25 protein-coding genes are annotated in these 25395 nt (G+C 60.2%); 10 read left to right on the top strand and 15 right to left on the bottom strand.

Going from position 1 to position 25395, the window contains the following annotated elements; all coding sequences use genetic code 11:
* On the top strand, nucleotides 1-234 hold the full coding sequence (locus ACQZ5K_RS09675) for a BolA/IbaG family iron-sulfur metabolism protein (RefSeq protein ID WP_003507909.1): 234 nt from the start codon (nucleotides 1-3) through the stop codon (nucleotides 232-234).
* A 142-nt stretch (nucleotides 235-376) separates the two neighbouring features.
* On the opposite strand, the gene ACQZ5K_RS09670 is transcribed toward ACQZ5K_RS09675, so the two are convergent.
* Entirely contained in the window at nucleotides 377-1525 is a 1149-nt protein-coding gene (locus tag ACQZ5K_RS09670) for a hypothetical protein (protein ID WP_448740231.1), read from the bottom strand.
* Nucleotides 1526-1736: 211 nt separating this feature from the next.
* Between ACQZ5K_RS09670 and ACQZ5K_RS09665 the strand changes: the two genes are divergently transcribed.
* The 4 genes from ACQZ5K_RS09665 to ACQZ5K_RS09650 all read left to right on the top strand — a co-directional run bounded on the left by ACQZ5K_RS09665 (nucleotide 1737) and on the right by ACQZ5K_RS09650 (nucleotide 4233).
* The gene (locus tag ACQZ5K_RS09665) at nucleotides 1737-1985 is read left to right on the top strand and encodes a hypothetical protein (RefSeq protein WP_448740230.1); all 249 of its coding nucleotides are present in this window, start codon (nucleotides 1737-1739) and stop codon (nucleotides 1983-1985) included.
* On the top strand, nucleotides 1982-2413 hold the full coding sequence (locus tag ACQZ5K_RS09660; protein ID WP_448740229.1) for a hypothetical protein: 432 nt from the start codon (nucleotides 1982-1984) through the stop codon (nucleotides 2411-2413). The genes ACQZ5K_RS09665 and ACQZ5K_RS09660 overlap by 4 nt, the downstream gene beginning before the upstream one ends.
* A 138-nt stretch (nucleotides 2414-2551) precedes the next feature.
* Nucleotides 2552-2887, top strand: coding sequence for a Grx4 family monothiol glutaredoxin (grxD, locus tag ACQZ5K_RS09655; RefSeq protein ID WP_003520429.1), 336 nt, complete (start codon nucleotides 2552-2554; stop codon nucleotides 2885-2887).
* A gap of 137 nt (nucleotides 2888-3024) precedes the next feature.
* On the top strand, nucleotides 3025-4233 hold the full coding sequence (locus ACQZ5K_RS09650) for a multidrug effflux MFS transporter (protein ID WP_065655211.1): 1209 nt from the start codon (nucleotides 3025-3027) through the stop codon (nucleotides 4231-4233).
* Between the two features lie 89 nt (nucleotides 4234-4322).
* Here the strand turns inward: ACQZ5K_RS09650 and ACQZ5K_RS09645 are convergent, their stop codons facing one another.
* The 5 genes from ACQZ5K_RS09645 to rpsD all read right to left on the bottom strand — a co-directional run bounded on the left by ACQZ5K_RS09645 (nucleotide 4323) and on the right by rpsD (nucleotide 8640).
* Entirely contained in the window at nucleotides 4323-5147 is an 825-nt protein-coding gene (locus tag ACQZ5K_RS09645; protein ID WP_174039360.1) for an inositol monophosphatase family protein, read from the bottom strand.
* A 30-nt stretch (nucleotides 5148-5177) separates the two neighbouring features.
* Nucleotides 5178-6005 carry an inositol monophosphatase family protein gene (locus tag ACQZ5K_RS09640; protein WP_448740228.1) on the bottom strand — a complete coding sequence of 276 codons (828 nt, stop codon included), beginning with the start codon at nucleotides 6003-6005 and terminating at the stop codon, nucleotides 5178-5180.
* Between the two features lie 16 nt (nucleotides 6006-6021).
* Nucleotides 6022-6963, bottom strand: coding sequence for a tRNA 2-thiocytidine(32) synthetase TtcA (gene ttcA, locus ACQZ5K_RS09635; RefSeq protein ID WP_448740227.1), 942 nt, complete (start codon nucleotides 6961-6963; stop codon nucleotides 6022-6024).
* A gap of 61 nt (nucleotides 6964-7024) precedes the next feature.
* Nucleotides 7025-7954 carry a glutaminase gene (locus tag ACQZ5K_RS09630; RefSeq protein ID WP_448740226.1) on the bottom strand — a complete coding sequence of 310 codons (930 nt, stop codon included), beginning with the start codon at nucleotides 7952-7954 and terminating at the stop codon, nucleotides 7025-7027.
* A gap of 68 nt (nucleotides 7955-8022) precedes the next feature.
* Nucleotides 8023-8640, bottom strand: coding sequence for a 30S ribosomal protein S4 (gene rpsD, locus ACQZ5K_RS09625; protein ID WP_003520423.1), 618 nt, complete (start codon nucleotides 8638-8640; stop codon nucleotides 8023-8025).
* A gap of 451 nt (nucleotides 8641-9091) precedes the next feature.
* On the opposite strand from rpsD, the gene ACQZ5K_RS09620 reads away from it, so the two are divergent.
* The gene (locus ACQZ5K_RS09620) at nucleotides 9092-10075 is read left to right on the top strand and encodes a TerC family protein (RefSeq protein WP_448740225.1); all 984 of its coding nucleotides are present in this window, start codon (nucleotides 9092-9094) and stop codon (nucleotides 10073-10075) included.
* Between the two features lie 197 nt (nucleotides 10076-10272).
* Here ACQZ5K_RS09620 and ACQZ5K_RS09615 read toward each other — a convergent pair whose 3' ends face one another.
* From ACQZ5K_RS09615 to ACQZ5K_RS09585, 7 genes are all read right to left on the bottom strand, one after another.
* Nucleotides 10273-11790 (bottom strand): helicase HerA domain-containing protein, encoded by a 1518-nt coding sequence (locus ACQZ5K_RS09615; RefSeq protein ID WP_448740275.1) that lies wholly within the window; start codon nucleotides 11788-11790, stop codon nucleotides 10273-10275.
* A gap of 126 nt (nucleotides 11791-11916) precedes the next feature.
* Nucleotides 11917-12804: an EamA family transporter gene (locus ACQZ5K_RS09610; protein WP_448740224.1), complete on the bottom strand. Its 888-nt coding sequence runs from the start codon at nucleotides 12802-12804 to the stop codon at nucleotides 11917-11919.
* A gap of 36 nt (nucleotides 12805-12840) precedes the next feature.
* Nucleotides 12841-13479 (bottom strand): LysE family translocator, encoded by a 639-nt coding sequence (locus tag ACQZ5K_RS09605; protein ID WP_448740223.1) that lies wholly within the window; start codon nucleotides 13477-13479, stop codon nucleotides 12841-12843.
* Nucleotides 13480-13648: 169 nt separating this feature from the next.
* Entirely contained in the window at nucleotides 13649-13888 is a 240-nt protein-coding gene (locus ACQZ5K_RS09600; RefSeq protein ID WP_196378686.1) for a hypothetical protein, read from the bottom strand.
* A 378-nt stretch (nucleotides 13889-14266) separates the two neighbouring features.
* A complete protein-coding gene (gene murI, locus ACQZ5K_RS09595) occupies nucleotides 14267-15091 on the bottom strand; it encodes a glutamate racemase (protein ID WP_304981342.1) in 825 nt (274 codons plus the stop codon).
* The gene (locus ACQZ5K_RS09590) at nucleotides 15075-15908 is read right to left on the bottom strand and encodes an RNA methyltransferase (RefSeq protein WP_448740222.1); all 834 of its coding nucleotides are present in this window, start codon (nucleotides 15906-15908) and stop codon (nucleotides 15075-15077) included. The genes murI and ACQZ5K_RS09590 overlap by 17 nt, the downstream gene beginning before the upstream one ends.
* A 138-nt stretch (nucleotides 15909-16046) precedes the next feature.
* Entirely contained in the window at nucleotides 16047-16580 is a 534-nt protein-coding gene (locus tag ACQZ5K_RS09585) for a hypothetical protein (RefSeq protein ID WP_003520412.1), read from the bottom strand.
* A gap of 215 nt (nucleotides 16581-16795) precedes the next feature.
* Between ACQZ5K_RS09585 and ACQZ5K_RS09580 the strand changes: the two genes are divergently transcribed.
* Together ACQZ5K_RS09580 and ACQZ5K_RS09575 are read left to right on the top strand one after the other, a co-directional pair.
* Complete coding sequence (locus tag ACQZ5K_RS09580; protein ID WP_448740221.1) at nucleotides 16796-18010, top strand: NADP-dependent isocitrate dehydrogenase; 1215 nt, start codon at nucleotides 16796-16798, stop codon at nucleotides 18008-18010.
* A 441-nt stretch (nucleotides 18011-18451) separates the two neighbouring features.
* A complete protein-coding gene (locus ACQZ5K_RS09575; RefSeq protein ID WP_448740220.1) occupies nucleotides 18452-19078 on the top strand; it encodes a glutathione S-transferase family protein in 627 nt (208 codons plus the stop codon).
* A 94-nt stretch (nucleotides 19079-19172) separates the two neighbouring features.
* On the opposite strand, the gene alaS is transcribed toward ACQZ5K_RS09575, so the two are convergent.
* Both alaS and recA read right to left on the bottom strand, forming a co-directional pair.
* A complete protein-coding gene (gene alaS, locus ACQZ5K_RS09570; protein WP_448740219.1) occupies nucleotides 19173-21836 on the bottom strand; it encodes an alanine--tRNA ligase in 2664 nt (887 codons plus the stop codon).
* 232 nt (nucleotides 21837-22068) lie between these two features.
* Nucleotides 22069-23154: a recombinase RecA gene (recA, locus tag ACQZ5K_RS09565; protein ID WP_003525161.1), complete on the bottom strand. Its 1086-nt coding sequence runs from the start codon at nucleotides 23152-23154 to the stop codon at nucleotides 22069-22071.
* A gap of 246 nt (nucleotides 23155-23400) precedes the next feature.
* On the opposite strand from recA, the gene ACQZ5K_RS09560 reads away from it, so the two are divergent.
* Nucleotides 23401-24342 carry a carbohydrate kinase family protein gene (locus tag ACQZ5K_RS09560; RefSeq protein WP_448740218.1) on the top strand — a complete coding sequence of 314 codons (942 nt, stop codon included), beginning with the start codon at nucleotides 23401-23403 and terminating at the stop codon, nucleotides 24340-24342.
* 29 nt (nucleotides 24343-24371) lie between these two features.
* Nucleotides 24372-25295: a pseudouridine-5'-phosphate glycosidase gene (locus ACQZ5K_RS09555; RefSeq protein WP_065655925.1), complete on the top strand. Its 924-nt coding sequence runs from the start codon at nucleotides 24372-24374 to the stop codon at nucleotides 25293-25295.
* The last annotated feature ends 100 nt before the right edge of the window (nucleotides 25296-25395 follow it).

Raw genomic sequence — 25395 nt, 5'->3', positions numbered from 1 at the left:
ATGCCCATGAAACCCGGCGACATTGAAGACATGATTAAGGCGGGAATTCCCGGGGCAAAGGTCACGATCCGCGATCTGGCCGGTGATGGCGATCATTACGCGGCGGAAGTCGTTGCGGAAGCATTCAAGGGCAAGACCCGCGTGCAGCAGCACCAGATGGTCTATGACGCGCTGAAGGGCAATATGGGCGGCGTTCTGCATGCCCTTGCCCTGCAGACCTCGGCTCCCGAATGATTGCGCCCGTGAAAGCGGTTCCGGCAACAGACCGTCTCTGTCCCGCCTGCGGCAGAGCGTGAAACCTGCGGAATAAATCAAGGCCCGCGTGATACTCTCACGCGGGCCTTTTTTCATGTCCGGCCGAATGGGTCGTCGCCGCTTACAAGGCGGGCGGCGTCTGCGAATCCAGAGCGGCGAAGGAGGCGGCAGGCAAAGGCCCCGCCGTCAGCAGGGTAAAATCGTAACCGGATCTGCGGTCCGGCCCCAGCACATATTGCCGGTGCATGCGCAGGAAGTTGCGCTTGTTCTTCTTATAACGATCCGGCGAGAGCGAATGCTTGAAACGGATCGGTACGATCTTCGGCTGCGGCGCATCCCTGTGACCGGTCAGGCCCACGGTATTGCACCGGTAAAGATGAATCGGATCGGTCAGGCATTGGATATCGAACCATGTCACCTCCGGGTGACGCGCAATCGAACCGACGCTCTCGCGAAGCCGGTCCGCGCTCGACAGGAACGCACATTGCAGCGCCGCGCCGCCCAAGGTCGCAAAGGACAGTTTCCGGCCATCCAGCGCATCCGGCTTCAGTTCCAGCACACGGCCAATCACGGCGAGCGCAAGGCTGGCGCCCATGCTGTGCGACACCACCAGAACCTCATCCGCGGGCTGCTCCAGCGCTGTCAGAACGAGCGCTGCCCTCTCCTCGATCCAGTCACGGGCCATCGGCTCATCGCGGCCGACCGCGAGCGCGAACCGCCAGTCCGCATAAAGATGCAGGGTATGAAACCGCTCCGCAAATGGCAGGAAAGCCTTCACGAAAAACAGGGCGGCGACGGGAAGGCTGATCGCCAAGAACCAGAGAGGTAGAGCGAAAATTAAGGGCACCAGGGCAATAGCCGCCGCAAGCGCACCGCCGACAAGCATCAGCAGAAACGGAAAGATGAAGAACAGGCCAAAACGCCAGGCGTGGCGGAAGTAACGCGCCGCACCGCCCTCGGCGATGATGCCGGCTCCGGCCTTGAAACCGAGCCAGATCTGCCGCCAGACGGGCTCATCCCGCAATTGCGATATCACCGCATTATGGTCGTAAACGAAAATGTCGGAGCGCGTCCGCCAGTCGCCCGCCGAGGCCTCCACCGTGAATGTTTCGCCCCCGGGCGCATTCTCCAGCGGCCCCACGGCATAATCGACATCCCATGTCTTGCCGGAGAGCGCCGCCGCCCGCTGGTAACGCAGATGATGGGCGGCCGCATCGAGCGGATCGAAACCGGGGAAATAAAGAACAAGTCGTGATTTGACGGCTGGCATGCATGAACCTTCGGCCGGAGCATTTCCAGTAAAAGCGCAATCGCTTTTACGTCAGGACAATGCGTAAAAACAAAGAGATAGCGCGCTTTTGCGTTTCGGAAGAAAGCAAATGCGCGCTAGAGACACCCGAAAGGATCGCTTGATACAGCGGGCGATGCACGTATAGTAAAAATCGCGACGGAAATGTGATTTATTTATCGGTGAGGGAAATTTGTCTGGCATCGTCGATCAAGTACTCAACGGCGTCGTCAAGGGCGCGCTGTCTGAAATACTCACCAAGACTGGCATCCGCAAGACCCGCCGCACGCGTCGGACGAAAAGCACCGGCTCGCTGGCCGGCGGCATCGTCGGCTCCGTTCTGGAAGCCGCGATCAACGCCGCCGTCAAACCCAAGCCAGCCAAGAAACAGGTGAGCAAAAGACGCACGGCCGCTGCCCGCAGCCGACAGAGATATAAATGATGCGTCGTCTCCGCCTGCTCCCCATTTTTTCGCTACTGGCGATTTCGGGACCGCTGCAAGGCAATGCAGAGGTTGAAGACGGCAAAGACGTTAAAGTCGGCTTCATCGTCACGCTTGCTAGCGCTGAGAGGATATCGGGCACAGCGCTGTGCAAAACCGGAAAAACTTGCCGGCTCGTAGAACAGGAAAACCCAAAATTAATTATCGATCTTAAAGCGGGTCGCTCCTATAGCGAGATCGAAATCCAGTGCGAGAATGACTGCTCGTTTAACAGCGGCCACGAAACCGTGATATTCGAGAACAAAAAGGAACTTGATTTCTACAACGGCAAAACAGGTGCCATAGTGAAGTCAGTCTGGAGGCGACGGGAGCCGATTGGAAAGATCATGCTCAACTTTTCTGATCCGTCTGGGATGACGCGCTGGTAGCCCGAGCTTCGAGCTGCAATCAGCAATGCCACATCAGTGTATTTTTTACGCTTTCCGGGTGGAAATCGCGCCGCGACATGTTATTTAGAGGCTAACAGAAAGCAGCGGCCTTGAACCGCATGTGAAAGGAATAGGCCTATGAGCGGCATTCACGACATGATCGACAGCGAAGTGAAGAGCAACGATATCGTTCTTTTCATGAAGGGCACCCCGCAATTTCCGCAGTGCGGTTTTTCCGGCCAGGTGGTACAGATCCTCGATTATCTCGGCGTCGACTACAAGGGCATCAACGTGCTTGCCGATGCAGATATCCGCCAGGGCATCAAGGACTACTCCAACTGGCCGACCATCCCGCAGCTCTACGTCAAGGGCGAATTCGTCGGCGGCTGTGACATCGTAAGAGAGATGTTCCAGTCCGGCGAACTTCAAAACCACTTCCAAGAACAGGGTATCAGCGTCCGCGGCGCGGCCTGATTTCGGCCGGTTCATCCGGCCCACCCTGATTGTCAGAAATTTATGCCAGGCGTTGCTTCATGCAACGCCTTTGCCGTTCTTTTTGGGGCAATCCTGTGACAAATCTTTCACAATCCACCGCTTCGCGCGCAGGCTCGATGGGGCGCACGGAATTCATCGCGCTTGCCGCGATGCTGATGGCGCTGAACGCGCTCGCCATCGACATCATGCTGCCCGGTCTTCAGGAAATCGGCGCTTCGCTGGGCGTCGAGAACGAAAACCACCGCCAATATGTGATTTCCGCCTATCTTCTCGGCTTCGGCATCGCCCAGCTTCTCTACGGACCGATTTCGGACCGCTTCGGACGCCGTAAGCCGATGTTCGTCGGGCTTGCCATCTACATCGTTTCAGCCATCGCCGTGGTCTTCGTACCGTCCTTCTCCGGGCTTCTGATGCTGCGCTTCATTCAGGGCATCGGTTCGGCGGCCACGCGTGTCATCACGGTCTCCATCGTGCGTGACATCTATGGCGGACGGCAGATGGCGGAAGTCATGTCGCTGATCATGATGGTCTTCATGGTCGTGCCGGTCATTGCACCCGGCACAGGCCAGATCGTGCTGTTTTTCGGTGACTGGCACCTGATCTTCGCTTTCATGGCGGCCATTGCCGCCGTGGTGACGGCCTGGATGTATTTCCGCCTGCCGGAAACCCTGCATCCGGACGATATCCGCCCCCTGACCGCAAGCTCGATCCTCGGCGGTTTCAAGATCGTGCTCACCAACCGTATCGCGCTCTGCTATACGCTCTCCAGCACCTTCATCTTCGGGGCGCTGTTCGGCTTCATCAACTCGGTCGAACAGGTCTATAAGGGCATTTACGGGCTCGGCGCATGGTTTGCGGCAGCCTTTGCGGGCGTGGCGCTGTTCATGGCCTTCTCGTCCTTCGTCAATGCAAGGCTGGTCGGCCGGTTCGGCATGCGCAAGCTGTCGCACGGCTCGCTGCTTGGTTTCATCGCCATCACCTTCGTCTGGCTGCTGGTGCAGGTGCTGGGGCCGGAACCGATGCCCTTCGCCATCTTCATCGTGTTCTTTGCGCTCGCCATGTTCCAGTTCGGCTGGATCGGTTCGAACTTCAACTCGCTGGCCATGGAGCCGCTCGGCCACGTCGCCGGCACCGCATCGTCCGTCATGGGCTTCATGGGAACCGTCGGCGGCTCGCTGATCGGCGCGGCCATCGGCCAGTCTTTCGACGGCACGGCGCTGCCCATGGTGGCGGGCTTCTTCGCCGTCTCCATCGTCGGCCTCATCTTCGTGCTGATCGGCGAAAAGGGCGTGTTGTTTCAGGCGCATAACAAGCCGACCCGCTGAGGGGCAATAGAAAAATAAAAGGGCGCGGAATTCTGTTCCGCGCCCTTTTTATTGATTGACGGTTCAATTTATCCAATGTCACTCCGGACTCAAACCGTAAAAATCTTCTCCCGCAGCAGTTCCCACGTCTCCTGATCCGGCGCGAGCAGCAGCCCGCCATCCACATGACTCGGCAGATAGGGCGAGCCGTCGAGGCGTGCCGCGTAAGCGCCCGCCTCCTGCGACAGCAGCGTGCCGGCCAGATGGTCCCAGGGCATCAGCTTGTTATACATCAGGAAATGCATGTGGCCGCCGCAGAACAGGCGATATTCATGCGCCGCGCAGCGATAGCTGGTGAAGAGCCGCACATCGGCGAGGTTCGTCAGGATCTTGCGCCGTGTTTCCACGTCGAAATAGCCGGTATTGGCGATGCCGACCATCTGCGACAATTCCGGGGCCGGCACGACCGACATCTGGGTCTGCGAACCGTCGGCGCTGCAAAGCCAGGCGCCGGAACCCTTTTCGGCAATCGCCCAATCATTGCCCATCGGATCGAAGATCAGGCCGGCAACGGTCTCACCCTTGGAGATGACGCTCATCATCACGCCGAAAAGCGGCAGGCCGGAAGCGAAATTATAGGTGCCGTCGATGGGATCGACCACCACGGCAAGATCGGCATCGGCAAGCTTGCCCAGCAGCGACGCATCCGCCGCCACCGCCTCTTCGCCAATGAACAGTGCATCCGGCATAATGTCCTGCACACGCGCACGGATCAGCCGCTCGGCGGCCTCGTCAGCCTCGGTGACGAGGTCTATCGCCTCGGTCTTGATCCGCACATCGCCTTCGCCCAGATTGCGGAACCGCGGCAGGATTTCCACTGCCGCCGCCTCCTGAAGCGCATTGGCAAGAGAGGCGATGTCGAGTTCGAGAGCCATGGGCGATATCCTTCTTTCTGAGCGTAACGACTATAAAGCGACGATTTCCCGTCGCAGCATCTTCCAGCTTTCCTTGTCGGGAGCAGACAGAATGCCGCCCTCCGTTTGCCCCGGCCGATAGGGCGTATTGTCGAAACGGGCCGTGTAACCGCCCGCCTCCTGATGAATCAGCACGCCGGCGAGATGATCCCACGGCATCAGCTTTTCATGGCCGATGAAATGCAGCTTGCCAGCCGAGGCGAGCCAGTATTCATGTGCCGAGCAATTGAGCGACAGCGCCATCTTGATCTTCGCCATATTGGCGGCAATCACCGGCCGGCGATCCTGATGGCTGTGGCCCCAGGAAAAGATGCCGACCATGTCGGATAATGGCGCGGGATCGGCAACCCTGAGCTTCGCCTGCGAACCGTTCCTGCGGTTGAGAAACGCGCCCTCGCCTTTCAGGGCAACGATGGTATCGCCCATCACCGGATCGTGGATGATGCCCGCCACCGTCTCGCCCCTGACGGTGACCGCAAGCAGCGTGCCGAAAGCGGGAAAACCGGAAGCATAATTGAAAGTGCCGTCGATGGGGTCGATCACGAAGGCAAGCGGCGCATCGGCAAGTGCGGGAATGACGGATTGGTCCGCCTCATAGGCCTCTTCGCCGACGATATGGGCCTTCGGAAATCGCTGAAGGAGAGCAGCTGTTATCGCCTTTTCCGCCAGAACATCGGCCTCGGTGACCAGATCGACGGCGGAGGTCTTTTCGGAGATCGCATCGGCGCTCAGGTTTCGGAAGCGGGGAAGAATTTCATTCGCGCCGGCAGCGGCAACGGTGGAAACGAGGAAGTCGATATCTTTGTCGGAAAGGGTCATCGGACGGGGCACTTCTTCATAAGGGGGAGTTGGCCTCCCTACGCTCTTCAGGTGACGCCCCGGTGACAGAAAGCGCCGAAAAATCAAAAAGCTTCGGATCGAGCAGATGTGACGGATTGACATGGGCAAGCGCCCGCAGCATCACGTCCTTGCGGCCCGGCATACGCCGTTCGATGTCGGCCAGCATCTCCTTCATGGCATTGCGCTGAAGCCCATCCTGCGAGCCGCAGAGGTCGCAGGGAATGATCGGGAATTCCATCGCCGCCGCAAATTTCGCCATATCCTCTTCGGCGCAATAGGCAAGCGGGCGCATGACCATCAGGTCGCCCTCGTCGTTCAAAAGCTTCGCCGGCATTCCGGCCAGCCGGCCGCCGTGGAAGAAGTTCATGAAGAAGGTTTCGAGAATATCCTCGCGGTGATGGCCGAGCAGCAATGCGTCGCAGCCCTCCTCCCGCGCGATGCGGTAGAGATTGCCGCGCCGAAGCCGCGAACAGAGCGAACAGTAGGTGCCGCCGGACGGCACCTTTTCCTTCACCACGGAATAGGTGTCGCGATATTCGATGCGATGGGGCACACCAATCTTCGCCAGATAGTCCGGCAACACGTGTTTGGGAAAATTCGGCTGGCCCTGATCGAGATTGCAGGCCACCAGTTCCACCGGCAAAAGGCCGCGCCATTTGAGATCGAGCAGCAGCGCCAGCAGCCCATAGCTGTCCTTGCCGCCGGAAAGGCCGACAAGCCATCGCTTCTGGCCGTTCAGCATGCCGAAATCTTCAAAGGCCTGGCGCACATTGCGCAGCAGCCGCTTGCGCAGCTTGTTGAACGAGACCGACCGCGGCGCATTGTCGAACAGGGGATGCGAGCTGCCGTTTTCCCCGGGCGCGTCCTGATCCGCCCCGATCCGGTCGGCCCCGGCCTGATCTACAAAATCATCGATCTTGGTGAGAATGTTCATCATCAGCTCGCTCCGGCACGACTGCCGTTCTTAATGCAGGCAATGCCCCCATCCGCCGGCAATATCAAGCCCCGAATACCGACCAGCCTGTTTTCGTCGCCAGCATTTCCAGCGCCTGTGACCCGAGCGCCGAATTGCCGACCTTGTTGAGCCCCGGCGACCAGACCGCAATCGATGCATTGCCGGGCGCCACCGCCATGATGCCGCCGCCGACGCCGCTCTTGCCCGGCAGGCCGACATGATAGGCGAAATCGCCCGATCCGTCATAATGGCCGCAGGTCAGCATCAGCGCATTGATGCGTCGCGCCCGCCGGTCCGAAACGACCGTGTGGCCGGTCAGCGGATTGCGGCCGCGATTGGCGAGGAAAAGGCCAGCGCGGGAAAGCTGAGCGCAGGTCATGGAAAGCGCGCACTGGTGGAAATAAACACCGAGCGTATATTCGACGGGATGGTGCAGATTGCCGAAGGAACGCATGAAATTGGCGAGCGCGAAATTGCGGAACCCCGTCGCCTGCTCGGATTTCGCCACCGTATCGTCGATGCTGATCGTGTCATCGTCCGCGAGGTAACGCACGAAACGCAGAAGCTCACCGATTGCCTCGCGCGGCTGGTGGCCGGCAAGCACGATATCGGTGACCACGATCGCTCCGGCATTAACGAAGGGATTGCGCGGGATTCCGTGCTCATGCTCAAGCTGGACGATGGAATTGAAGGAGGAGCCTGAAGGCTCGCGCCCCACCCGGTTCCACACCGTTTCCCCCGCCTTGCCGAGCGCCAGCGTCAGCATGAAGACCTTGGAGATACTCTGGATCGAAAACGGCGTCAGCGCATTGCCGGCCGTATAGGTGGTTCCATCGACAGTGGTGATGGCGATGCCGAACTGATTGGGATCGACCTTGGCAAGTTCGGGAATGTAATCCGCGACCTTCCCCTCGCCGAGCCTCGGCGCCATGCTGTCGTAAATGGCATCGACGATCGCCTGAATGTCCTGCATGCAAAGCCTTCCCCGCAAACAAAAAAGCCGCCCCGAAGGGCGGCTTCCTGAATACTGAAACGCGTCGATTAACGCGAGTAGAATTCGACGACCAGATGCGGTTCCATGACGACCGGGTACGGCACGTCGGAGAGAGCCGGAACGCGGGCGTAGGTCGCAACCATCTTGTTGTGGTCAACTTCGATGTAGTCCGGAACGTCGCGCTCAGCGAGCTGAACGGCTTCCAGAACGGTTACGAGCTGCTTGGACTTCTGGCGAACTTCGATAACGTCGCCCGGCTTGCAGCGGTAAGAACCGATGTTGACGCGAACGCCGTTAACCGTGACGTGGCCATGGTTGATGAACTGGCGCGATGCGAAAACGGTCGGAACGAACTTGGCGCGGTAGACGATGGCGTCCAGACGCGACTCGAGCAGGCCGATCAGGTTCTCGGAGGTGTCACCCTTGCGACGGTTTGCTTCGTCGAAGGTGGCGCGGAACTGCTTTTCGCGCAGTTCGCCGTAGTAGCCCTTAAGCTTCTGCTTGGCGCGCAGCTGCGTGCCGAAGTCGCTCATCTTGCCCTTGCGGCGCTGGCCGTGCTGGCCCGGGCCGTATTCGCGGCGGTTGACCGGGGACTTCGGACGGCCCCAGATGTTTTCGCCCATGCGGCGGTCAATTTTATACTTAGCCGATTCGCGCTTGCTCATCGTATTTCCTTCTCAAAGGTTTATGCCGGCCTGTTGCCAGACCGGTTTAAGGAAACACGCCCTCCTCTGAGGCCCGTTTCAGGGCCTCTGACAGGCTTCTCACATGCAAATGGAGAAACCACGGGACATGTCGGTGATATTGACCGCCGAACGTCAGTTCTTAAACTGCAGGGCAGTCAACAAAACACACCGGACATCACTGCCCGGCGTTGGGGCGGCTTCTACAGAGCTTTCACGGTTTTGTCAAACAAGGCTTTTCGCTTTTTTCTGAAGTCTCCTCTTGAAAAGCGAAAGGGCCCACCCATCTCTCCATCGTGATCAGAACTCGGGCCCCTCTGGCGTGTTACCGGACAACACGTGATGTCGAGTTTGTTAAGGTTGGGGGCCACGTATATTCTTGACACACGTTCCCCATCCGTAAAGCCAACCTCGTCCGGCTAAAGGTTGACTGATGGACTTTCTTCTATCGGATTTTCTCGGCACCCCCACATGGATGTGGGCGGTCTTCATTTCTCTCGTCCTTGGCCTCCTGGCGCTCGATCTCGGCGTGCTGCACAAGAATTCCAAGGAAATCGGCATTCGTGAAAGCCTGCTGATGTCGGGCTTCTACATCGCCATCGGCTTGGCCTTTGGCGGCTGGATCTGGTATCAGTCCGGCCAGCAATCGGCGATGGAATATGTCACCGGCTTTGTTGTCGAAAAAAGCCTGGCGATGGACAATATCTTCATCATCGCGATGATTTTCTCCTATTTCGCCATTCCCCGCCAATATCAGCACCGCGTGCTGCTCTGGGGTATCCTCGGCGTCATCATCCTGCGCGGCATCATGATCGCCGGTGGTGCGGCCATCGTGGAAAACTTCCACTGGGTGCTTTATCTTTTCGCGGCCTTCCTCGTCTTTACCGGCCTCAAGATGCTGTTTTCGTCCGACCATGACGAGAACGACATCGGCAATAACCGCATCCTGAAGTTCCTGCGCAGTCGCCTGCCGGTAACGGAGAAGCTGCATGGCGAAAAATTCTTCGTCAAGGAACCGGATGCAGCCACCGGCAAGCTGAATACCTTCGTGACGCCGCTCTTCCTGGCGCTCATCATGGTCGAAATCGCCGACCTGATCTTCGCGGTCGATTCGATCCCGGCGATCTTCGCGATCACCACCGATCCGTTTATCGTCTACACCTCGAATATTTTCGCGATCCTTGGCCTGCGCGCCCTCTATTTTGCGCTCGCCGCCCTGATCCACCGCTTCGCTTATCTGAAATATGCATTGGCTGCGGTTCTGGTCTTCGTCGGTTCCAAGATTTTCGTGGCCGACATGCTCGGCATCGCCAAGATCCCGCCGGCCGTCTCGCTTGGCGTCACGGTCGCCATCCTCGCAACCGGCATCATCGGTTCGCTGATTGCGACGCGGAAAGAAGTGAAGGCCGTCGAGTAATGATGAGCAAGACGAGGAGGCGGTGACGCCTCCTCACACGCCGTCACCCCGGACTAGATCCGGGGTCCAGCGCGATCAAGTCCTTGATCGCAGGAGACTCTTCTCACGGCGCAGACGCGCCGCGGCTGGATGCCGGGTCAAGCCCGGCATGACGGAGAGGTATGCCTACGCAAGCAGCAGGGAAACCTGCCGCAACCTCACTCCGCCGCAAGCCGCGTATCATCCTCAGCCGCATCCGCATCGCCGGGTGCGGTTTTTGCATCGAGATCGGGAAACGCCACGATGCGCTTGCCGGAGAAATCGGCATGCACCACCACAAGCTCCTTCTCTTCGAAGTAACCGAGCAATCGCCGCGCGCGGCGCGCGGAATGGGTGCCATAGGCCCGGGCGATGCGGGCGTCCGATGGGCAGGGTTCTTCACCCAGCGCTGCCTTGACCAGCAGCAGGAAAACGCCCTGCAGGTCATCTGAAACCGACGTCGACAGTTCCAGCGCCTTTTCCCAGCCTTCGCTCGCCGCCATCGCCGCATCCACACCGGAGCGGGCAATCGCCACCTGCCGGCGGAATTCCGCCAGCGTCATCGGCGTGCCGGGAATGCGGCGCATACGGACGCGCACCAGAAAATCCTGATAAAGCACGGCATCCGTGCGATAGGCTGATTGCGGATCGTCGAGAATTTCAACGAGAACCGCACCGATCTTTTCCTCGCGCTCTTCCGGCGTCAATTCCGGCTGACCTGCACGCGGCGACTGCTCCGGTGTAGGGCCGACGGCGGCGGGTGTGGAACGGGAGAGCTCTGCCAGAATATCCGTGGTCGGGCGTGGTGCTGGCGGTGTGCGGCGCACGGCAGGCCGGGTAAACTCTTCCGGATCCGGCGTGAAAATCAGGTCTTCCACATCCTGAGGCGCATCCGGCAGCGGCATCAGCTTCGGCGAGGAGGAACGCGCCGAGGTTTCCACCGGGCCAATGACGATGGGTAGCGGCCGGCGCGACAGCGCCGGGCCAAGCGCCACGAAATTGCCGCGCTGCAGATCGCGGAACATTTCCGCCTGCCGCCGGTCCATGCCGAGCAGATCGGCCGCGCGCGCCATGTCGATATCGAGGAAGGTGCGGCCCATCAGGAAGTTGGAGGCTTCCGCCGCGACATTCTTGGCGAGCTTGGCAAGACGCTGCGTGGCGATGACGCCGGCAAGACCGCGCTTACGGCCACGGCACATCAGATTGGTCATGGCGCCCAGCGACGCCTTGCGGGCATCTTCCGTCACCTCGCCGCCGACGGAGGGCGCAAACATCTGCGCCTCGTCCACCACGACAAGCACCGGATACCAGAATTCACGATCCGCATCGAACATGCCGTTGAGGAAGGCGGCGGCGGCCCGCATCTGCTGTTCGATATCGAGGCCCTCCAGCGTCAGCACGCAGGAAACGCGGTGCTGGCGAATGCGGTTGGCAATGCCGGCAAGTTCCGCCTCGGTACGCTCGCCATCCACCACCACATGGCCGAACCTGTCGGAAAGCGTGACGAAATCACCCTCGGGATCGATGATGACCTGCTGCACCCATTGCGCCGATTGCTCGAGCAGCCGGCGCAGAAGATGCGACTTGCCGGAACCGGAATTGCCCTGCACCAGCAAACGCGTCGCAAGCAATTCCTCGATATCGAGCTTGGCCTGCTGCCCGCCCGAGAGGGTTCCCATGTCGATACCGACCTGCAATGTTCCATTCCTCGTGCTGCATGTCATCCGGCCGATTCCCCTGGCGGCGGCCGAACATGCTCTTTACCAAAAAATCGCCGGTTGCGTCTGCCCCATGCCGGTAATGCACAGGCAATTGCGCCGCATCTATGCGGCCCCGGACGAGACTCGCAAAAACGAAAGCCGTCTGCCGAACACGTTCAGCATCAGCCCGATGATGACCAATGCTGCACCGACCACTTCGAAGACGGTGATATGCTCCGCAAAAGCGAGATAGGCGCTGATGAAACCGACAACAGGCACCAGTAGCGAAAACGGCGCAACCGTTCCGGCCGGATACCGCAGAAGCAGGTAACTCCAGATACCCGCACCGACAATGGTTGCACCATAGGCCATGTAGATCACCACAAAAGCCATCGTCGGCGTCGCATTGCGCAGGCCTTCCGCAATCGCCTCAGGTCCTTCCACCACCAGCGAAAGCAGGATCAACGGCAGAACCGGCACAAGGCTCGTCCACGCCACAAAGGAAACCGCGTTCACCTGGCCGATGCGGCGGTTGACGATGTTGCCGCAGGCCCAGGCAATGGCCGAGCCGACCCCCATCAGCAGCGGTATCAACGCTGCCGCCGTCATGCGCTCCACGCCGATGACCGCGAGCCCGCCAAAAGCGATGATCGCGCCGAGGATCTGTGAGGGCAACGGCCGTTCGCCAAGAAGCACCGCGGCAAGCGCCAGCGTGAAGAAGGCCTGCGACTGCATGACAAGCGAAGCAAGCCCCGCCGGCAGGCCGAGCTTGATGGCCGGGTAAAGCAGACCGAACTGCACGAAGCCCATCGCCATGCCGTAAACGATCATATGCCGCCACGGCACATTCGGTTTCGGCAGGAAGAACACCAGCGGCACGGCCGCAAAAAGATAACGCACCCCGGTCAGAAACAATGGCGGCATATCGGCGACGCCCACCTTGATCACGACGAAGTTGAAGCCCCACAAAAACACGGTGATCAGGGCGAGAAGTATATGCGGCAATGCCATTTTGTTGTGTCCGAATTTCAGGCGATCGAGAGCTGCTTACGGCGCGACCGCCCTCTTCCAGCCAAAGGCTATGAGACCGGCGCCGATCAGGAGACCGCCGCCCGTGCGGTTGACGATGCGCTGAACCGTCGGTTTGCGGATCGTATTGCGGGCGGCACTTGCCAGAAGTCCATAAAGCGCCGCATTCACCGTGGCAAGCACGAGGAACGTGACTTCAAAAATCAGCACCTGCGGCCAGAAGGGCAACGTCGGCACCAGAAACTGCGGCAGGAAGGCCACGAAGAACACGATGCTCTTCGGGTTCAGCGCGGTGACAATATAGGCATGCAGGAAGATTTTGAGCGGCCTTTCGCGGCCGGTCACGCCCGTCCCTTGCCGACCCTCACCGCTGACCGGCGAACGCCACAGCTTTATGCCGAGATAGATGAGGTAAGCCGCACCGATCCATTTAAGCCCGGTGAAAAGCGCCGCCGATGTGGCAAGCAGCGCGCCGAGACCGAGCATGGAAGCCGTCATTGCGGTGAAATCACCAAGCGCCACGCCCGTCACCGTCGCCGTGCTGGCCTTGCGGCCATGGCCCAGCGCATAAGAAATCACCAGCAGGATCGTTGGTCCTGGAATGGCAAGCATGATGGCGGATGCGGCCACGAAGGCCAGCCAGTTCTCCAGCGGCATGGTGAATCTCCTTTGTCCCTAGTCTCGAGCAAGCCACGGAAAACGCTCCGCATCAAGCCGGATTTTTCGCAGATCGCGCCGCGGCCGCCTGCGTTTCGTGGTTTGTCAGAGGTCGTAACTCGACAACGATGCCTCCCCGACATTTCTTGGCCGGAGAGGCCTTTGCCAATCAAAACCGGGGTGCCCAGTAAGGAACCTCCCAATCCCGCCGCCGCTTCACCCGCGAAGGGTCAAGGCCGATATCGACCAGAAGGCGCTCTGGCAGATCGGCAGGATCGGTCGGCGGTGCGCGCGGCACCACTGCGGCAACGAGAACCGCTTTCAGGGTTTTCCAGACACCGAATGTGACGAACAAGCGATCGACCGCATCCGGCAGCGCATATGCTACCAATGGTTGATTTTTCTGCATGGGAAATCCATCCCGGCGCGGCAAAGCGGCCAGGTCCTTTATCGATGGAAAACGACATGCCGGAAGCGCGGACGCAGCAGCAAGGGCCACGCGGACGCACGATCACATGTCGAACGAAGTGAAAATGCCAAACGGCAGGGAAATCAGGCCTTAAGCCTTATCGGAGGGAGATGCCTCGGGTCACGTAGCCGCAGGACATCATGCCGGAAAGGCCTGACATGCCGTTAAGGCGCATATTGATGTCATTGGTCATTCCACGCCTCCATTTATAGCGGTTACAGACAAGATGCATCTTACACAAGAAATCCGGCGCGACAAGTGGTCGCAATCTCGAATTGCAAAAGACGGATAAAGCAGATGCAAAAATACAACAGGCGCTCAGGCCGCCGAAACGCTGAGACCGAAACCCTGCATCAGCCGCCGGGTGGCGAAATCCGGCTTGCCGGAGGTGAAGACGGCAAAATCGAAACCATCCGGATGCTCCGCATCCTGCGGCAGCGGCACGAGGTGGCGCGCGCGCCGCGCAATCGCCTCGGCGGGGTCGAGCCAATCCACCGGCCATGGCGCCAGCCTGCGAAACAGATTGGCCATGAAGGGGTAATGGGTGCAGGCAAGAACGACGATATCCGTGCGTTTTCCCTCGCTGTCGATGAAGCACGGTTCGATTTCGGCAAGCACCGCCTCATCCGAAACCGGCTCGCCCCTGATCCAGCTTTCCGCCATGCGCGCCAGGTTTTCAGAGCCGACGAGGCGGACATGACATTGGCTGGCGAAAGACTGGATGAGATCGCGCGTATAGGCGCGCTTGACGGTGCCCGGTGTCGCCAGCACGGAAACGAGGCCCGAACGGGTGCGCTCCGCCGCCGGCTTGATGGCGGGCACAGTGCCAACGAAAGTCATCTGCGGAAAGCGGGCGCGAAGATCTGCGCCAGCGAGCGTGAAGGCGGTGTTGCAGGCGATGATGCAGACTTCCGGGCTATAGTCGTCCAGCAGCTTGTCGAAGAGCGAGAGAATGCGCGCCTTCAGCGCTTCCTCCTCCCAGCCGCCATAGGGAAAACCCGCATCGTCGGCAACATAGATGAAGCCGCGCTCGGGCATCAACACGCGCGCCTCGCGCAGCACGGTCAGCCCGCCAATCCCGGAATCGAACACCAGCACCGGTTTCAGCACATCGGCCGCCGCCGCCTCACTCGTCTTCAGCATTCTCCCCTGCTCCCCCGGCCGACGGCCCCGCTGCCCTTCCCGCCTGCTTCGGCCACTGCCGTGGAAAGCGGTCGAGCGAATTGATCACGCCACGGAAAACGCTGATTTCCTGCTCGGAAAAACCGCGTCGCGACAGCACGGCGCGCAGATTGTCGACCATTTTCGGCTTTTTTTCAGCGGGATGAAAATAACCCCGCGCATCCAGCGCTTCCTCGATATGTTCGAACAGGCCGAAAACCTGTTCCTTGGTCGAAGGACGCTGCTCGACGGACTGGAAAAGCGTCTCTCCCAGATCGTCCATGCCGGATTTCATCCATTCATAGGACATCAGAAGCACGGCCTGCGCGATATTGAGCGAGGCAAAAGCGGGATTGACCGGAAATGTCACGATCTCGTCGGCCAGCGCCACTTCCTCATTGGTCAGCCCCCAGCGCTCGCGGCCGAAGAGGATACCGGTCTTTTCGCCAGCCTTGAATTTTGCCCTGAGCGTATCGGCGGCGGCGACGGGCGCACGCACCGGCTTGAAACCGTAACGCTCGCGCGCGGTCGTGGCATAGACGAAGTTCAGGTCCTTGATCGCCTCTTCCAGCGTCTCGAATACCTTCGTGGCGTCAATGACGTGATCGGCCTTGGAGGCTGCGGCGCGCGCCTTCTCGCTCGGCCAGCCGTCACGCGGATTGACCAGACGCAATTCGGCCAGGCCGAAATTGGCCATGGCCCGCGCCACCATGCCGATATTTTCGCCGAGCTGCGGTTCGACGAGAATGATCGCCGGGCCTTCCGCCACAAGTTCGAGATCGCTGTTTGTGCCTGCCATCGTCTTTTGTCCGTGTGTTGAAGCGTCGCATCGATTTTCAGCCCGACGCGCTAAAGCGCGCTTCACTGGCACAGATCGGCGCCAAAATCAAAGCCGGCGCGGAGAAAGCCTGGCTCCACCCCGCTGGCAAGACGCCCCTTATTGCTCTCCCTTGATGATCGTCGCCATTTCTTCGCGCAGCGAATCCCTGCCCTCATCGCCGACCCGGTGAATATCGCTGATGACCGGGCGGCCGTCTTCCTCGACGACGTCGAAATGCACTTCGTCAACCGTCGCCTTCATTTCCGCCTCGTCCATGCAGGCCCAGAGCTTGAACTTTGCGGTCACGTCCGTCACGCCGTCCTTCACCGCGCCCGGCGTCACGGAAACATCGGCCAGCGGGCAGCCATCCTGCGAGTTCGTCACGACATCGTAACCGAAGGGATCGCCGGTCTCGCCGCTTTCGGCCTCATACGCCGGCTTCTTGGAGGCTTCGCGATATTGCGCGACGAAATCCTTGCTGAACAGGCTGGTCAGCATGTCCTCGTCGAAAACGTATTTCCAGTTTTCCGCCTCGCCCGACCAGTTCTTGACGGTGATATCCATCACCTTCTGGACGGGATCGGCAGGCCCGGCGGCGAGCGCGCTATGCGAAAAGAGGACGGCGGCAGTCAGAAGCAGAATATTCCGCATGATGTGATCCCGGGATAGGCCCGACAGGCGGGCGAAGCGATTCGCCTGACTGTATTCCGGCATTATGGTTTGGCAATGCGCAAAGCGTTATTGCGCTGCGCCAAAAAAGCGCCCCCCATGGCTTTGCCTCAGGCGCGCGCGATGCTATAGCCGCACCGGATATTTTTCCGGATACCGGCGCCATCCGGCGCCACAGCTTCGAAGGTGAGGAATTCATGGCAAAGATCAAGGTAGCCAATCCGGTCGTCGATCTCGACGGCGACGAAATGACCCGTATCATCTGGCAGCTCATCAAGGACAAGCTGATCCTGCCATACCTCGATCTCGACATCGAATATTACGACCTCTCGGTTGAAAACCGCGACGCCACCAATGACCAGGTCACGGTTGATGCGGCGCATGCCATCAAGAAGCACGGCGTCGGCATCAAGTGCGCCACCATCACCCCGGATGAGCAGCGCGTCGAGGAATTCGGCCTGAAGCAGATGTGGAAGAGCCCGAACGGCACCATCCGCAACATTCTGGGCGGCGTCATCTTCCGCGAGCCGATCATCTGCAAGAACGTTCCGCGCCTCGTTCCCGGCTGGACCAAGCCGATCGTTGTCGGCCGCCACGCTTTCGGCGACCAGTACAAGGCAACCGATTTCAAGTTCCCCGGCAAGGGCAAGCTGACCATCAAGTTCGTCGGTGAAGACGGCCAGGTCATCGAAAAGGACGTCTTCGACGCCCCGAGCGCCGGCGTGGCGCTTGCCATGTACAACCTCGACGAATCCATCCGCGAATTCGCCCGCGCCTCCATGAACTATGGCCTGATGCGCAAGTGGCCGGTTTACCTCTCCACGAAGAACACCATCCTCAAGGCCTATGACGGCCGCTTCAAGGATATCTTCGAAGAAGTCTACCAGACCGAATTCAAGAAGCAGTTCGACGAAATCGGCATCACCTATGAGCACCGCCTGATCGACGACATGGTCGCTTCCGCGCTGAAGTGGTCCGGCGGCTACATCTGGGCCTGCAAGAACTATGACGGCGACGTGCAGTCCGACACGGTTGCTCAGGGCTTCGGCTCGCTCGGCCTGATGACCTCGGTTCTCCTGTCTCCAGATGGCCGCACGGTCGAAGCCGAAGCCGCACACGGCACGGTGACGCGCCATTACCGCCAGCACCAGAAGGGTCAGGAAACCTCGACCAACTCGATCGCCTCGATCTTCGCCTGGACCCGTGGCCTTGCCCACCGCGCCAAGCTGGACGACAATGCCGAACTGGCGAAGTTCGCGACGACGCTCGAAACCGTCTGCGTCGACACCGTCGAAAGCGGCTTCATGACCAAGGATCTGGCGCTCCTCATCGGACCGGACCAGCCGTGGCTCTCCACCACCGCCTTCCTCGACAAGATCGACGAAAACCTCAAGAAGGCGATGGCGGCTTAAGCCAGTCTTCTCAACGACGTCAAAACCCGGCCTCAGCGCCGGGTTTTTTATGTGCACGGTATAGACGAACTACCTGTTCAATAGAAACGAAATCGACAACCAGATAGCGAACAAATATCGTTAAGTGTCGAGTGGTTGAGTCAAGAAAAAAAGTCTGCCACCCTGCCGGTTTGTTTTTGTTCACGGTATCTTGATTAGCCGTTGCACTAGGCGCAGAATTTGATTCTGCGTGTCCAGGGCCGGCAGAACAATAAGACCAAGATTAAACCGCATCTACTTGCACATAACTCGCCCGACACAGTCAAACGTTCATCATAGCATCCACGCGATCTTGGAAAGAACGCTGGGGATGTCGCGGTCTTTAAAAATGTGAAACGCAGGCCGGAAGCCCTGGGTTTTTGCGCAGTGCTTCGACGATTTTGCTTGGGGAGGCAAGAAAGCATGAGTGAACTGATCTTTTACACCAACCCCATGTCGCGCGGACGCATCGCGCGGTGGATGCTGGAAGAAGTGGGCGTTCCATATAAAACGGAAATACTGGGCTTCGAAACCTCGATGAAGTCGCCCGCTTACCGGCTGATAAATCCGATGGCGAAGGTGCCCGCCATCAAACACGGTGACACGATCGTCACCGAGGCGGCGGCGATCTGCACCTATCTGGCCGATGCCTTTCCCGGCGCGAACCTTGCGCCCACGCCGAAATCGCGCGGACTCTATTACCGCTGGATGTTCTTTGCCGCAGGCCCGCTGGAAATGGCGGCGAGCATGAAGGCGATGGGTTTTGAAGTGCCGAAGGAAAAACTGCGCATGGCCGGCTGCGGCAGCTATGCGGATGTGATGAACACGCTTGAACGGGCCGTTAGCGAAAACCGCTTCATTGCCGGTGATCTCTTTACGGCCGCGGACGTCTATGTCGGCGCCCATATCGGTTGGGGCCTGCATTTCGGCACCATCGAAAAACGCCCGGCCTTTCTGGAATACATGGCGCACCTCACCGACCGCCCGGCCTTCAAGCGGGCTGCCCAGCTTGACGATGAGGCGGCAAAGGATTTGCAGGCGACGGGCTGAAGAACGCAAGGCCTGCACGGACACGCTGTTCTGCGTCCGGGGCTTGAACCGGAATCAAAAGGGCGGGTTTTACCCCGCCCTCAATTCACGCCGATCAGGCAGCCAGCGCCGCCGCCACCGCTTCGATGGCATCCTGCGCCCTGGCACCATCCGGGCCGCCGGCCTGCGCCATATCAGGGCGACCGCCGCCGCCCTTGCCGCCGAGTGCTGCGGAAGCGGTGCGGACGATATCGACGGCGCTGAAACGCGACGTCAGGTCTTCGGTCACGGCAGCGACAGCACTTGCCTTGCCGTCTTCGGAAACGGCGATCAGCAGCACGACGCCCGAGCCGAGATTGGCCTTGGCCTCATCGGCAAGTCCCTTGAGGTCCTTGGCATCGATGCCGGACATGGATTTTGCCAGGAAGTTGACGCCGGCAACCTGCTTGACGTCGCTTGCGCCGGCATCCGCCGAACCGCCGCCCATGGCAAGCTTCCGGCGGGCATCGGCAAGCTCGCGCTCAAGCTTCTTGCGCTCATCGAGCAGACCTTCGACACGCGACAGCACATCGCCCGGCTGCACCTTCAGCGAAGAAGCAAGCGCCTTAACCCGCTCATCCTGTTCGGCCAGATAGGCAAGCGCGCCCTGCCCGGTCACGGCTTCGAGACGGCGCACGCCCGCACCGACGGCGCTTTCGCCGAGAATGCGGATGAGGCCGATCTGGCCGGTGGCCGCCACATGCGTGCCGCCGCAAAGCTCGACGGAATAGGGACGATTGGCTTTTGCGCCATGCAGGCCGGTGCCCATGGAGACAACGCGAACTTCGTCGCCGTATTTTTCACCGAACAGCGCCATGGCGCCCTCGGCAATGGCGTCGTCGACGCTCATCAGGCGGGTCACGACCGGCGAGTTCTGCAGAACGATTTCGTTCGCCATTTCTTCAACAACCTTCAGCTCCTCGGCCGACATCGGCTTCGGATGCGAAACGTCGAAACGCAGGCGCTCGGGCGCAACCAGCGAACCCTTCTGGGCAACGTGTGTGCCGAGCACTTCGCGCAGCGCCTCGTGCAGCAGGTGGGTGGCGGAATGGTTGGCGCGCAGGCGCGAGCGGCGGTCATGATCGACCGTCAGCTGAACGGCATCGCCAACTTTCAGACCGCCCTTGGAAACCGTGCCCAAATGCACGAAGAGGCCTTCGCCCTTCTTCTGGGTATCGGAAACGGCAAAGGCGCCATTGTCGCCGGAAATCACGCCGGTATCGCCCATCTGGCCGCCGGACTCGCCATAAAACGGCGTCTGGTTGACGACGACCTGCACCGTTTCGCCATCGGCAGCGCTATCCACCGACTTGCCGTCCTTGACGATCGCCTGGATGACGCCTTCGGCGGTTTCGGTGTCGTAACCGAGGAATTCGCTCGCACCGAGCTTTTCCTTGAGCTCGAACCAGACGGTCTCGGTCGCCTTGTCGCCGGAACCGGCCCAGTGCGAGCGGGCTTCCGCCTTCTGGCGCTCCATCGCATCGGTGAAGCCGGAAATATCGACGCCGATTTCGCGGGCGCGCAGCGCATCCTGCGTCAGGTCCAGCGGGAAACCATAGGTATCGTAGAGCTTGAAGGCGGTTTCGCCATCCAGCATGTCGCCCTTGTGCAGCGTCGAGGTGGCATCGGAAAGCAGCGACAGGCCGCGTTCCAGCGTCTTGCGGAAACGGGTTTCCTCAAGCTTCAGCGTCTCGGAAATCAGCGCCTCGGCACGGACCAGTTCCGGATAGGCGCGGCCCATCTGCTGCACCAGCGCCGGCAGCAGCTTGTAGATCAGCGGCTCGCGCGCGCCGAGAAGTTCGGCATGGCGCATGGCGCGGCGCATGATGCGGCGCAGGACATAACCACGGCCCTCATTGGACGGCAGAACGCCATCGGCAATCAGGAAGGCGGACGAACGCAGATGGTCGGCGATGACGCGGTGGCTGGCGCGCTTTTCGCCTTCGGCCGGAACGCCGGTCGCTTCCACGGAAGCGGCAATCAGCGCGCGGAAGAGATCGGTGTCGTAATTGTCATGCTTGCCCTGCAGCAGCGCCGAAATACGCTCAAGACCCATGCCGGTGTCGATTGACGGACGCGGCAGGTCGATGCGCTCTTCCTTCGTCAGCTGCTCATATTGCATGAAGACGAGGTTCCAGATTTCGATGAAACGGTCGCCATCTTCTTCCGGCGAGCCGGGCGGGCCGCCCCAGATATGATCTCCATGATCGTAGAAGATTTCCGAACAGGGACCGCAGGGGCCGGTATCGCCCATCGCCCAGAAATTGTCGCTGGTCGGAATGCGGATGATGCGGTCGTCAGAGAAACCGGCGATCTTCTTCCAGAGGTTAAAGGCCTCGTCGTCGGTGTGGTAGACGGTGACCAGCAGACGATTGCGGTCGATGCCGAATTCCTTGGTAATCAGGTTCCAGGCATGGGTGATCGCCTCTTCCTTGAAATAATCGCCGAAGGAGAAATTGCCGAGCATTTCGAAGAAGGTGTGGTGACGGGCGGTATAACCGACATTGTCGAGGTCGTTATGCTTGCCGCCGGCGCGCACGCATTTCTGCGCCGAAGCGGCCGTGGAATAGGGACGGCTTTCAAGACCGGTGAAGACGTTCTTGAACTGCACCATGCCGGCATTGGTGAACATCAGTGTCGGATCGTTGCGCGGCACCAGCGGGCTGGAGGGCACGATCTCGTGTCCGTTCTTCTTGAAGTAGTCGAGAAAGGTCGACCGAATTTCATTCACACCGCTCATGCCCACACACCGCTCACAGCTGGAGTCCATCACTTCCACCCCGAAGGATGGCTATATTGCAAAATCACTGGCTTTTATCGTCCGCACCCGGCCCTGTCCAGCCATGGAGGCCCGCGAAGGCGCGCCGACAAACAAAAAGGGCCATGCGAGGCAAATCGCACGGCCTTTTTGTTATGCCAATTCATGTCGAGCGCAGCAGCCGGGCGGAAAACACCCCGCGGCGTCACCCAGATCAGCCGTCGTCACCGTCGCTGTCACCGGCTTCCGGGCCGCCATTCTGCAGGAAGCGATCGGCGATCAGGCCGGCATTCTGGCGCAGCGCCAGTTCGATCTCATTGGCCGTTTCCGGATTGTCGCGCAGGAAAATCTTGGCGTTTTCACGCCCCTGCCCCAGACGCTGGCTGTTATAGGAGAACCATGCACCAGACTTCTCGACGATGCCGGCCTTCACGCCGAGATCGACAAGCTCACCGGTCTTGGAAACGCCTTCGCCATACATGATGTCGAATTCCACCTGCTTGAAGGGCGGCGCCATCTTGTTCTTGACGACCTTGACGCGCGTCTGGTTGCCGACAACCTCTTCGCGCTCCTTGACGGAGCCGATGCGGCGAATGTCGAGACGAACGGACGCATAGAACTTCAGCGCGTTACCGCCCGTCGTCGTTTCCGGCGAACCGAACATGACGCCGATCTTCATGCGGATCTGGTTGATGAAGATCACCATGCACTTGGACTTGGAGATCGACGCGGTCAGCTTGCGCAGCGCCTGGCTCATCAGACGGGCCTGAAGACCCGGCAGGCTGTCGCCCATTTCGCCTTCGATTTCCGCCCGCGGCGTCAGCGCCGCAACGGAGTCGACGACCAGAACGTCGACCGCGCCGGAACGCACCAGCGTATCGGTAATCTCGAGTGCCTGTTCGCCCGTGTCGGGCTGCGAGATCAGGAGGCCCTGCAAATCCACACCGAGCTTGCGGGCATAGACCGGATCGAGCGCATGTTCGGCGTCCACGAAGGCGCAGATGCCGCCCTTCTTCTGGGCTTCGGCAATGGTCTGCAATGCCAGCGTCGTCTTACCGGAGCTTTCCGGGCCATAAATTTCAATGATGCGCCCCTTCGGCAGACCGCCGATGCCGAGCGCGATATCCAGGCTGAGCGACCCCGTCGAAACGGTCTCCACTTCAACCACGTTTTCATTGGAACCGAGCTTCATGATCGATCCCTTGCCGAACGACCGTTCGATCTGGGAGAGCGCCGCTTCCAGTGCCTTGCTTTTATCCACCGATTTATCCTCTACGAGACGCAAAGAATTTTGTGCCATCCGAACCACCTTTAGGTTATTGAAGCCGCACAGGCAATGAAGCAGTATGGAAACGGTATGTACTCTATTTGTTCTCATTTCGCAAGGCTGAGCCAGCATATTGAAAACAAATAGCGATAAGTCGTTTGTTCTGCTTTCGTTTTTCCGTGCCCGGCCCATGGCCGCAAACCGGATGCGAGGTCAGGAAGACGTCAGTTTAGGCCGAATCGTCCGGTCTTTCCATCCGCCAAAGAGGGAAACGCAAGCGTGAAGAAAATACTCGTTCTGGGCGGCGCGCATATCGACAGGCGCGGTATGATCGAGACTGAGACCGCGCCCGGCGCGAGCAACCCCGGCTCGTGGATGGAAGAGGCCGGCGGCGGCGGTTTCAACGCCGCGCGCAATCTTTCCCGCCTCGGTTTTCAGGTCCGCATCATCGCCCCGCGCGGCGGCGACGCGACCGGTGAGGCGGTGGCGGAGGCCGCACGGCAGGCGGGCGTGGAAGACACGCCCTTCACCTTCCTGGACCGCCGCACGCCGAGCTACACCGCCATTCTGGAGCGTGACGGCAATCTCGTCATCGCGCTGGCCGATATGGACCTCTACAAGCTCTTCACCCCGCGCCGCCTCAAGATACGCGCCGTGCGCGAGGCGATCACGGCGAGCGATATCCTGCTCTGCGATGCCAATCTGCCGGAAGATACGCTGACGGCGCTCGGCCTCGTCGCCCGCGCCTGCGAGAAACCGCTGGCGGCCATCGCCATATCCCCCGCCAAGGCGGTGAAGCTGAAAGCGGCGCTCGGCGATATCGACATCCTCTTCATGAACGAGGCGGAAGCCCGCGCGCTGACCGGCGAAACGACGGCCAATGTCCGCGACTGGCCCGACATCCTGCGCAAGGCCGGGCTTGCCGGCGGCGTCGTCACCCGCGGCGCGAGCGAAGTGGTGGCCTTCAGCAGGACGGAGACGGCGATCCTCCATCCGCCCCTCATCCGCGAGGTGAAGGACGTGACCGGTGCGGGCGACGCCATGGCGTCGGGTTATCTCGCCGCCATTGCCGAGGGAAAGACGATTGCGGAAGCGTTGAGGCAAGGCGCGGCGGCGGCAGCCATTACCGTGCAATCGCCCTTCGCCACCTCCCACGAACTATCAAAAGACAGTGTCGGAGCCATGTTGGGGCTTGTTCCCCGGGCTGAAATGCTGGCATGAACCCGCTTTTAAAAACTGGAACAGATGAAATGACCCGCCCTATCTCCCCGCTCCTGCCCATCGTCTATTCTCAGGAAGTCGCCGCCGCCAAGCAGCGCGGTGCGCCGATCGTGGCGCTTGAATCGACCATCATCACCCACGGCATGCCTTACCCCGGCAATATCGAGATGGCGGAAAGCGTCGAACAGATCATCCGCGATCAGGGTGCGGTTCCGGCCACCATCGCGGTCATTCACGGCACCCTGCATATCGGCCTTGAGAAGGACCAGCTCGAGGCGCTGGCCCAGACCACCGACGCCATGAAGGTCTCGCGCGCCGACATCGCCTTCGCGATCGCCGAGCGCCGCACGGGTGCTACCACGGTGGCCGCCACCATGATCGCCGCCGCCCGCGCCGGCATCCGCGTTTTCGCCACCGGCGGCATTGGCGGCGTACACAAGGGCGCGGAAGAGACCTTCGACATCTCCGCCGATCTGACCGAGCTTGCGAAGACCGGCGTGATCGTCGTCTGCGCCGGCGCCAAGGCCATTCTCGATATTCCGAAGACGCTCGAGGTTCTTGAAACCAATGGCGTACCGGTCGTCACTTTCGGCTCGGAAGAATTCCCGGCTTTCTGGTCGCGCTCCTCCGGCCTGCCGAGCCCGCTCTCGCTCAACAGCCCGGCGGCAATCGCCAATTTCCAGACAACCCGCGAACAGCTGGGTATCGATGGCGGTATGCTGGTGGCCAATCCCGTGCCGGAGGAAGACGAAATCCCGCGTGAAGAGATGGAAATCTACATCAACCGCGCCATCTCCCACGCCGAACGCGACGACATCACCGGCAAGGAAGTCACCCCCTACCTGCTTGGCGACATCTTCCGCCTGACGGATGGCCGCAGCCTGGAAACCAATATCGCGCTGGTGCGCAACAATGCGCAGCTTGCGGCGGAAATCGCGGTGGCGCTGAACTGAGGGCACACATCTCCTCTTCGGGCCGTTCGGCAGCGGCCCCCAAAGAGATTGCTGTCGGAGCTTTGGAAGCTGGAACAAACACGTCCCCCGTCATGCTCGG

The organism is Agrobacterium sp. 22-226-1 (assembly GCF_053522345.1).
The sequence above is the reverse complement of the archived record's forward strand: the minus strand, read 5'-3'. Positions and strand labels throughout refer to the sequence as shown.

Excerpts from the sequence above, each read along its gene's own strand:
- grxD (WP_003520429.1), top strand. The coding sequence starts at position 2,552 with ATGAGCGGCATTCACGACATGATCGACAGCGAAGTGAAGAGCAACGAT.
- ACQZ5K_RS09630 (WP_448740226.1), bottom strand. The coding sequence starts at position 7,954 with ATGCAGGACATTCAGGCGATCGTCGATGCCATTTACGACAGCATGGCG.
- ACQZ5K_RS09610 (WP_448740224.1), bottom strand. The coding sequence starts at position 12,804 with ATGGCATTGCCGCATATACTTCTCGCCCTGATCACCGTGTTTTTGTGG.
- ACQZ5K_RS09620 (WP_448740225.1), top strand. The coding sequence starts at position 9,092 with ATGGACTTTCTTCTATCGGATTTTCTCGGCACCCCCACATGGATGTGG.
- ACQZ5K_RS09585 (WP_003520412.1), bottom strand. The coding sequence starts at position 16,580 with ATGCGGAATATTCTGCTTCTGACTGCCGCCGTCCTCTTTTCGCATAGC.
- ttcA (WP_448740227.1), bottom strand. The coding sequence starts at position 6,963 with ATGATGAACATTCTCACCAAGATCGATGATTTTGTAGATCAGGCCGGG.
- ACQZ5K_RS09575 (WP_448740220.1), top strand. The coding sequence starts at position 18,452 with ATGAGTGAACTGATCTTTTACACCAACCCCATGTCGCGCGGACGCATC.
- ACQZ5K_RS09605 (WP_448740223.1), bottom strand. The coding sequence starts at position 13,479 with ATGCCGCTGGAGAACTGGCTGGCCTTCGTGGCCGCATCCGCCATCATG.
- ACQZ5K_RS09675 (WP_003507909.1), top strand. The coding sequence starts at position 1 with ATGCCCATGAAACCCGGCGACATTGAAGACATGATTAAGGCGGGAATT.
- ACQZ5K_RS09600 (WP_196378686.1), bottom strand. The coding sequence starts at position 13,888 with ATGCAGAAAAATCAACCATTGGTAGCATATGCGCTGCCGGATGCGGTC.
- ACQZ5K_RS09660 (WP_448740229.1), top strand. The coding sequence starts at position 1,982 with ATGATGCGTCGTCTCCGCCTGCTCCCCATTTTTTCGCTACTGGCGATT.
- murI (WP_304981342.1), bottom strand. The coding sequence starts at position 15,091 with ATGCTGAAGACGAGTGAGGCGGCGGCGGCCGATGTGCTGAAACCGGTG.
- rpsD (WP_003520423.1), bottom strand. The coding sequence starts at position 8,640 with ATGAGCAAGCGCGAATCGGCTAAGTATAAAATTGACCGCCGCATGGGC.
- recA (WP_003525161.1), bottom strand. The coding sequence starts at position 23,154 with ATGGCACAAAATTCTTTGCGTCTCGTAGAGGATAAATCGGTGGATAAA.
- ACQZ5K_RS09580 (WP_448740221.1), top strand. The coding sequence starts at position 16,796 with ATGGCAAAGATCAAGGTAGCCAATCCGGTCGTCGATCTCGACGGCGAC.
- ACQZ5K_RS09640 (WP_448740228.1), bottom strand. The coding sequence starts at position 6,005 with ATGACCCTTTCCGACAAAGATATCGACTTCCTCGTTTCCACCGTTGCC.
- ACQZ5K_RS09590 (WP_448740222.1), bottom strand. The coding sequence starts at position 15,908 with ATGGCAGGCACAAACAGCGATCTCGAACTTGTGGCGGAAGGCCCGGCG.
- ACQZ5K_RS09670 (WP_448740231.1), bottom strand. The coding sequence starts at position 1,525 with ATGCCAGCCGTCAAATCACGACTTGTTCTTTATTTCCCCGGTTTCGAT.
- ACQZ5K_RS09645 (WP_174039360.1), bottom strand. The coding sequence starts at position 5,147 with ATGGCTCTCGAACTCGACATCGCCTCTCTTGCCAATGCGCTTCAGGAG.
- ACQZ5K_RS09650 (WP_065655211.1), top strand. The coding sequence starts at position 3,025 with ATGGGGCGCACGGAATTCATCGCGCTTGCCGCGATGCTGATGGCGCTG.
- ACQZ5K_RS09555 (WP_065655925.1), top strand. The coding sequence starts at position 24,372 with ATGACCCGCCCTATCTCCCCGCTCCTGCCCATCGTCTATTCTCAGGAA.
- alaS (WP_448740219.1), bottom strand. The coding sequence starts at position 21,836 with ATGAGCGGTGTGAATGAAATTCGGTCGACCTTTCTCGACTACTTCAAG.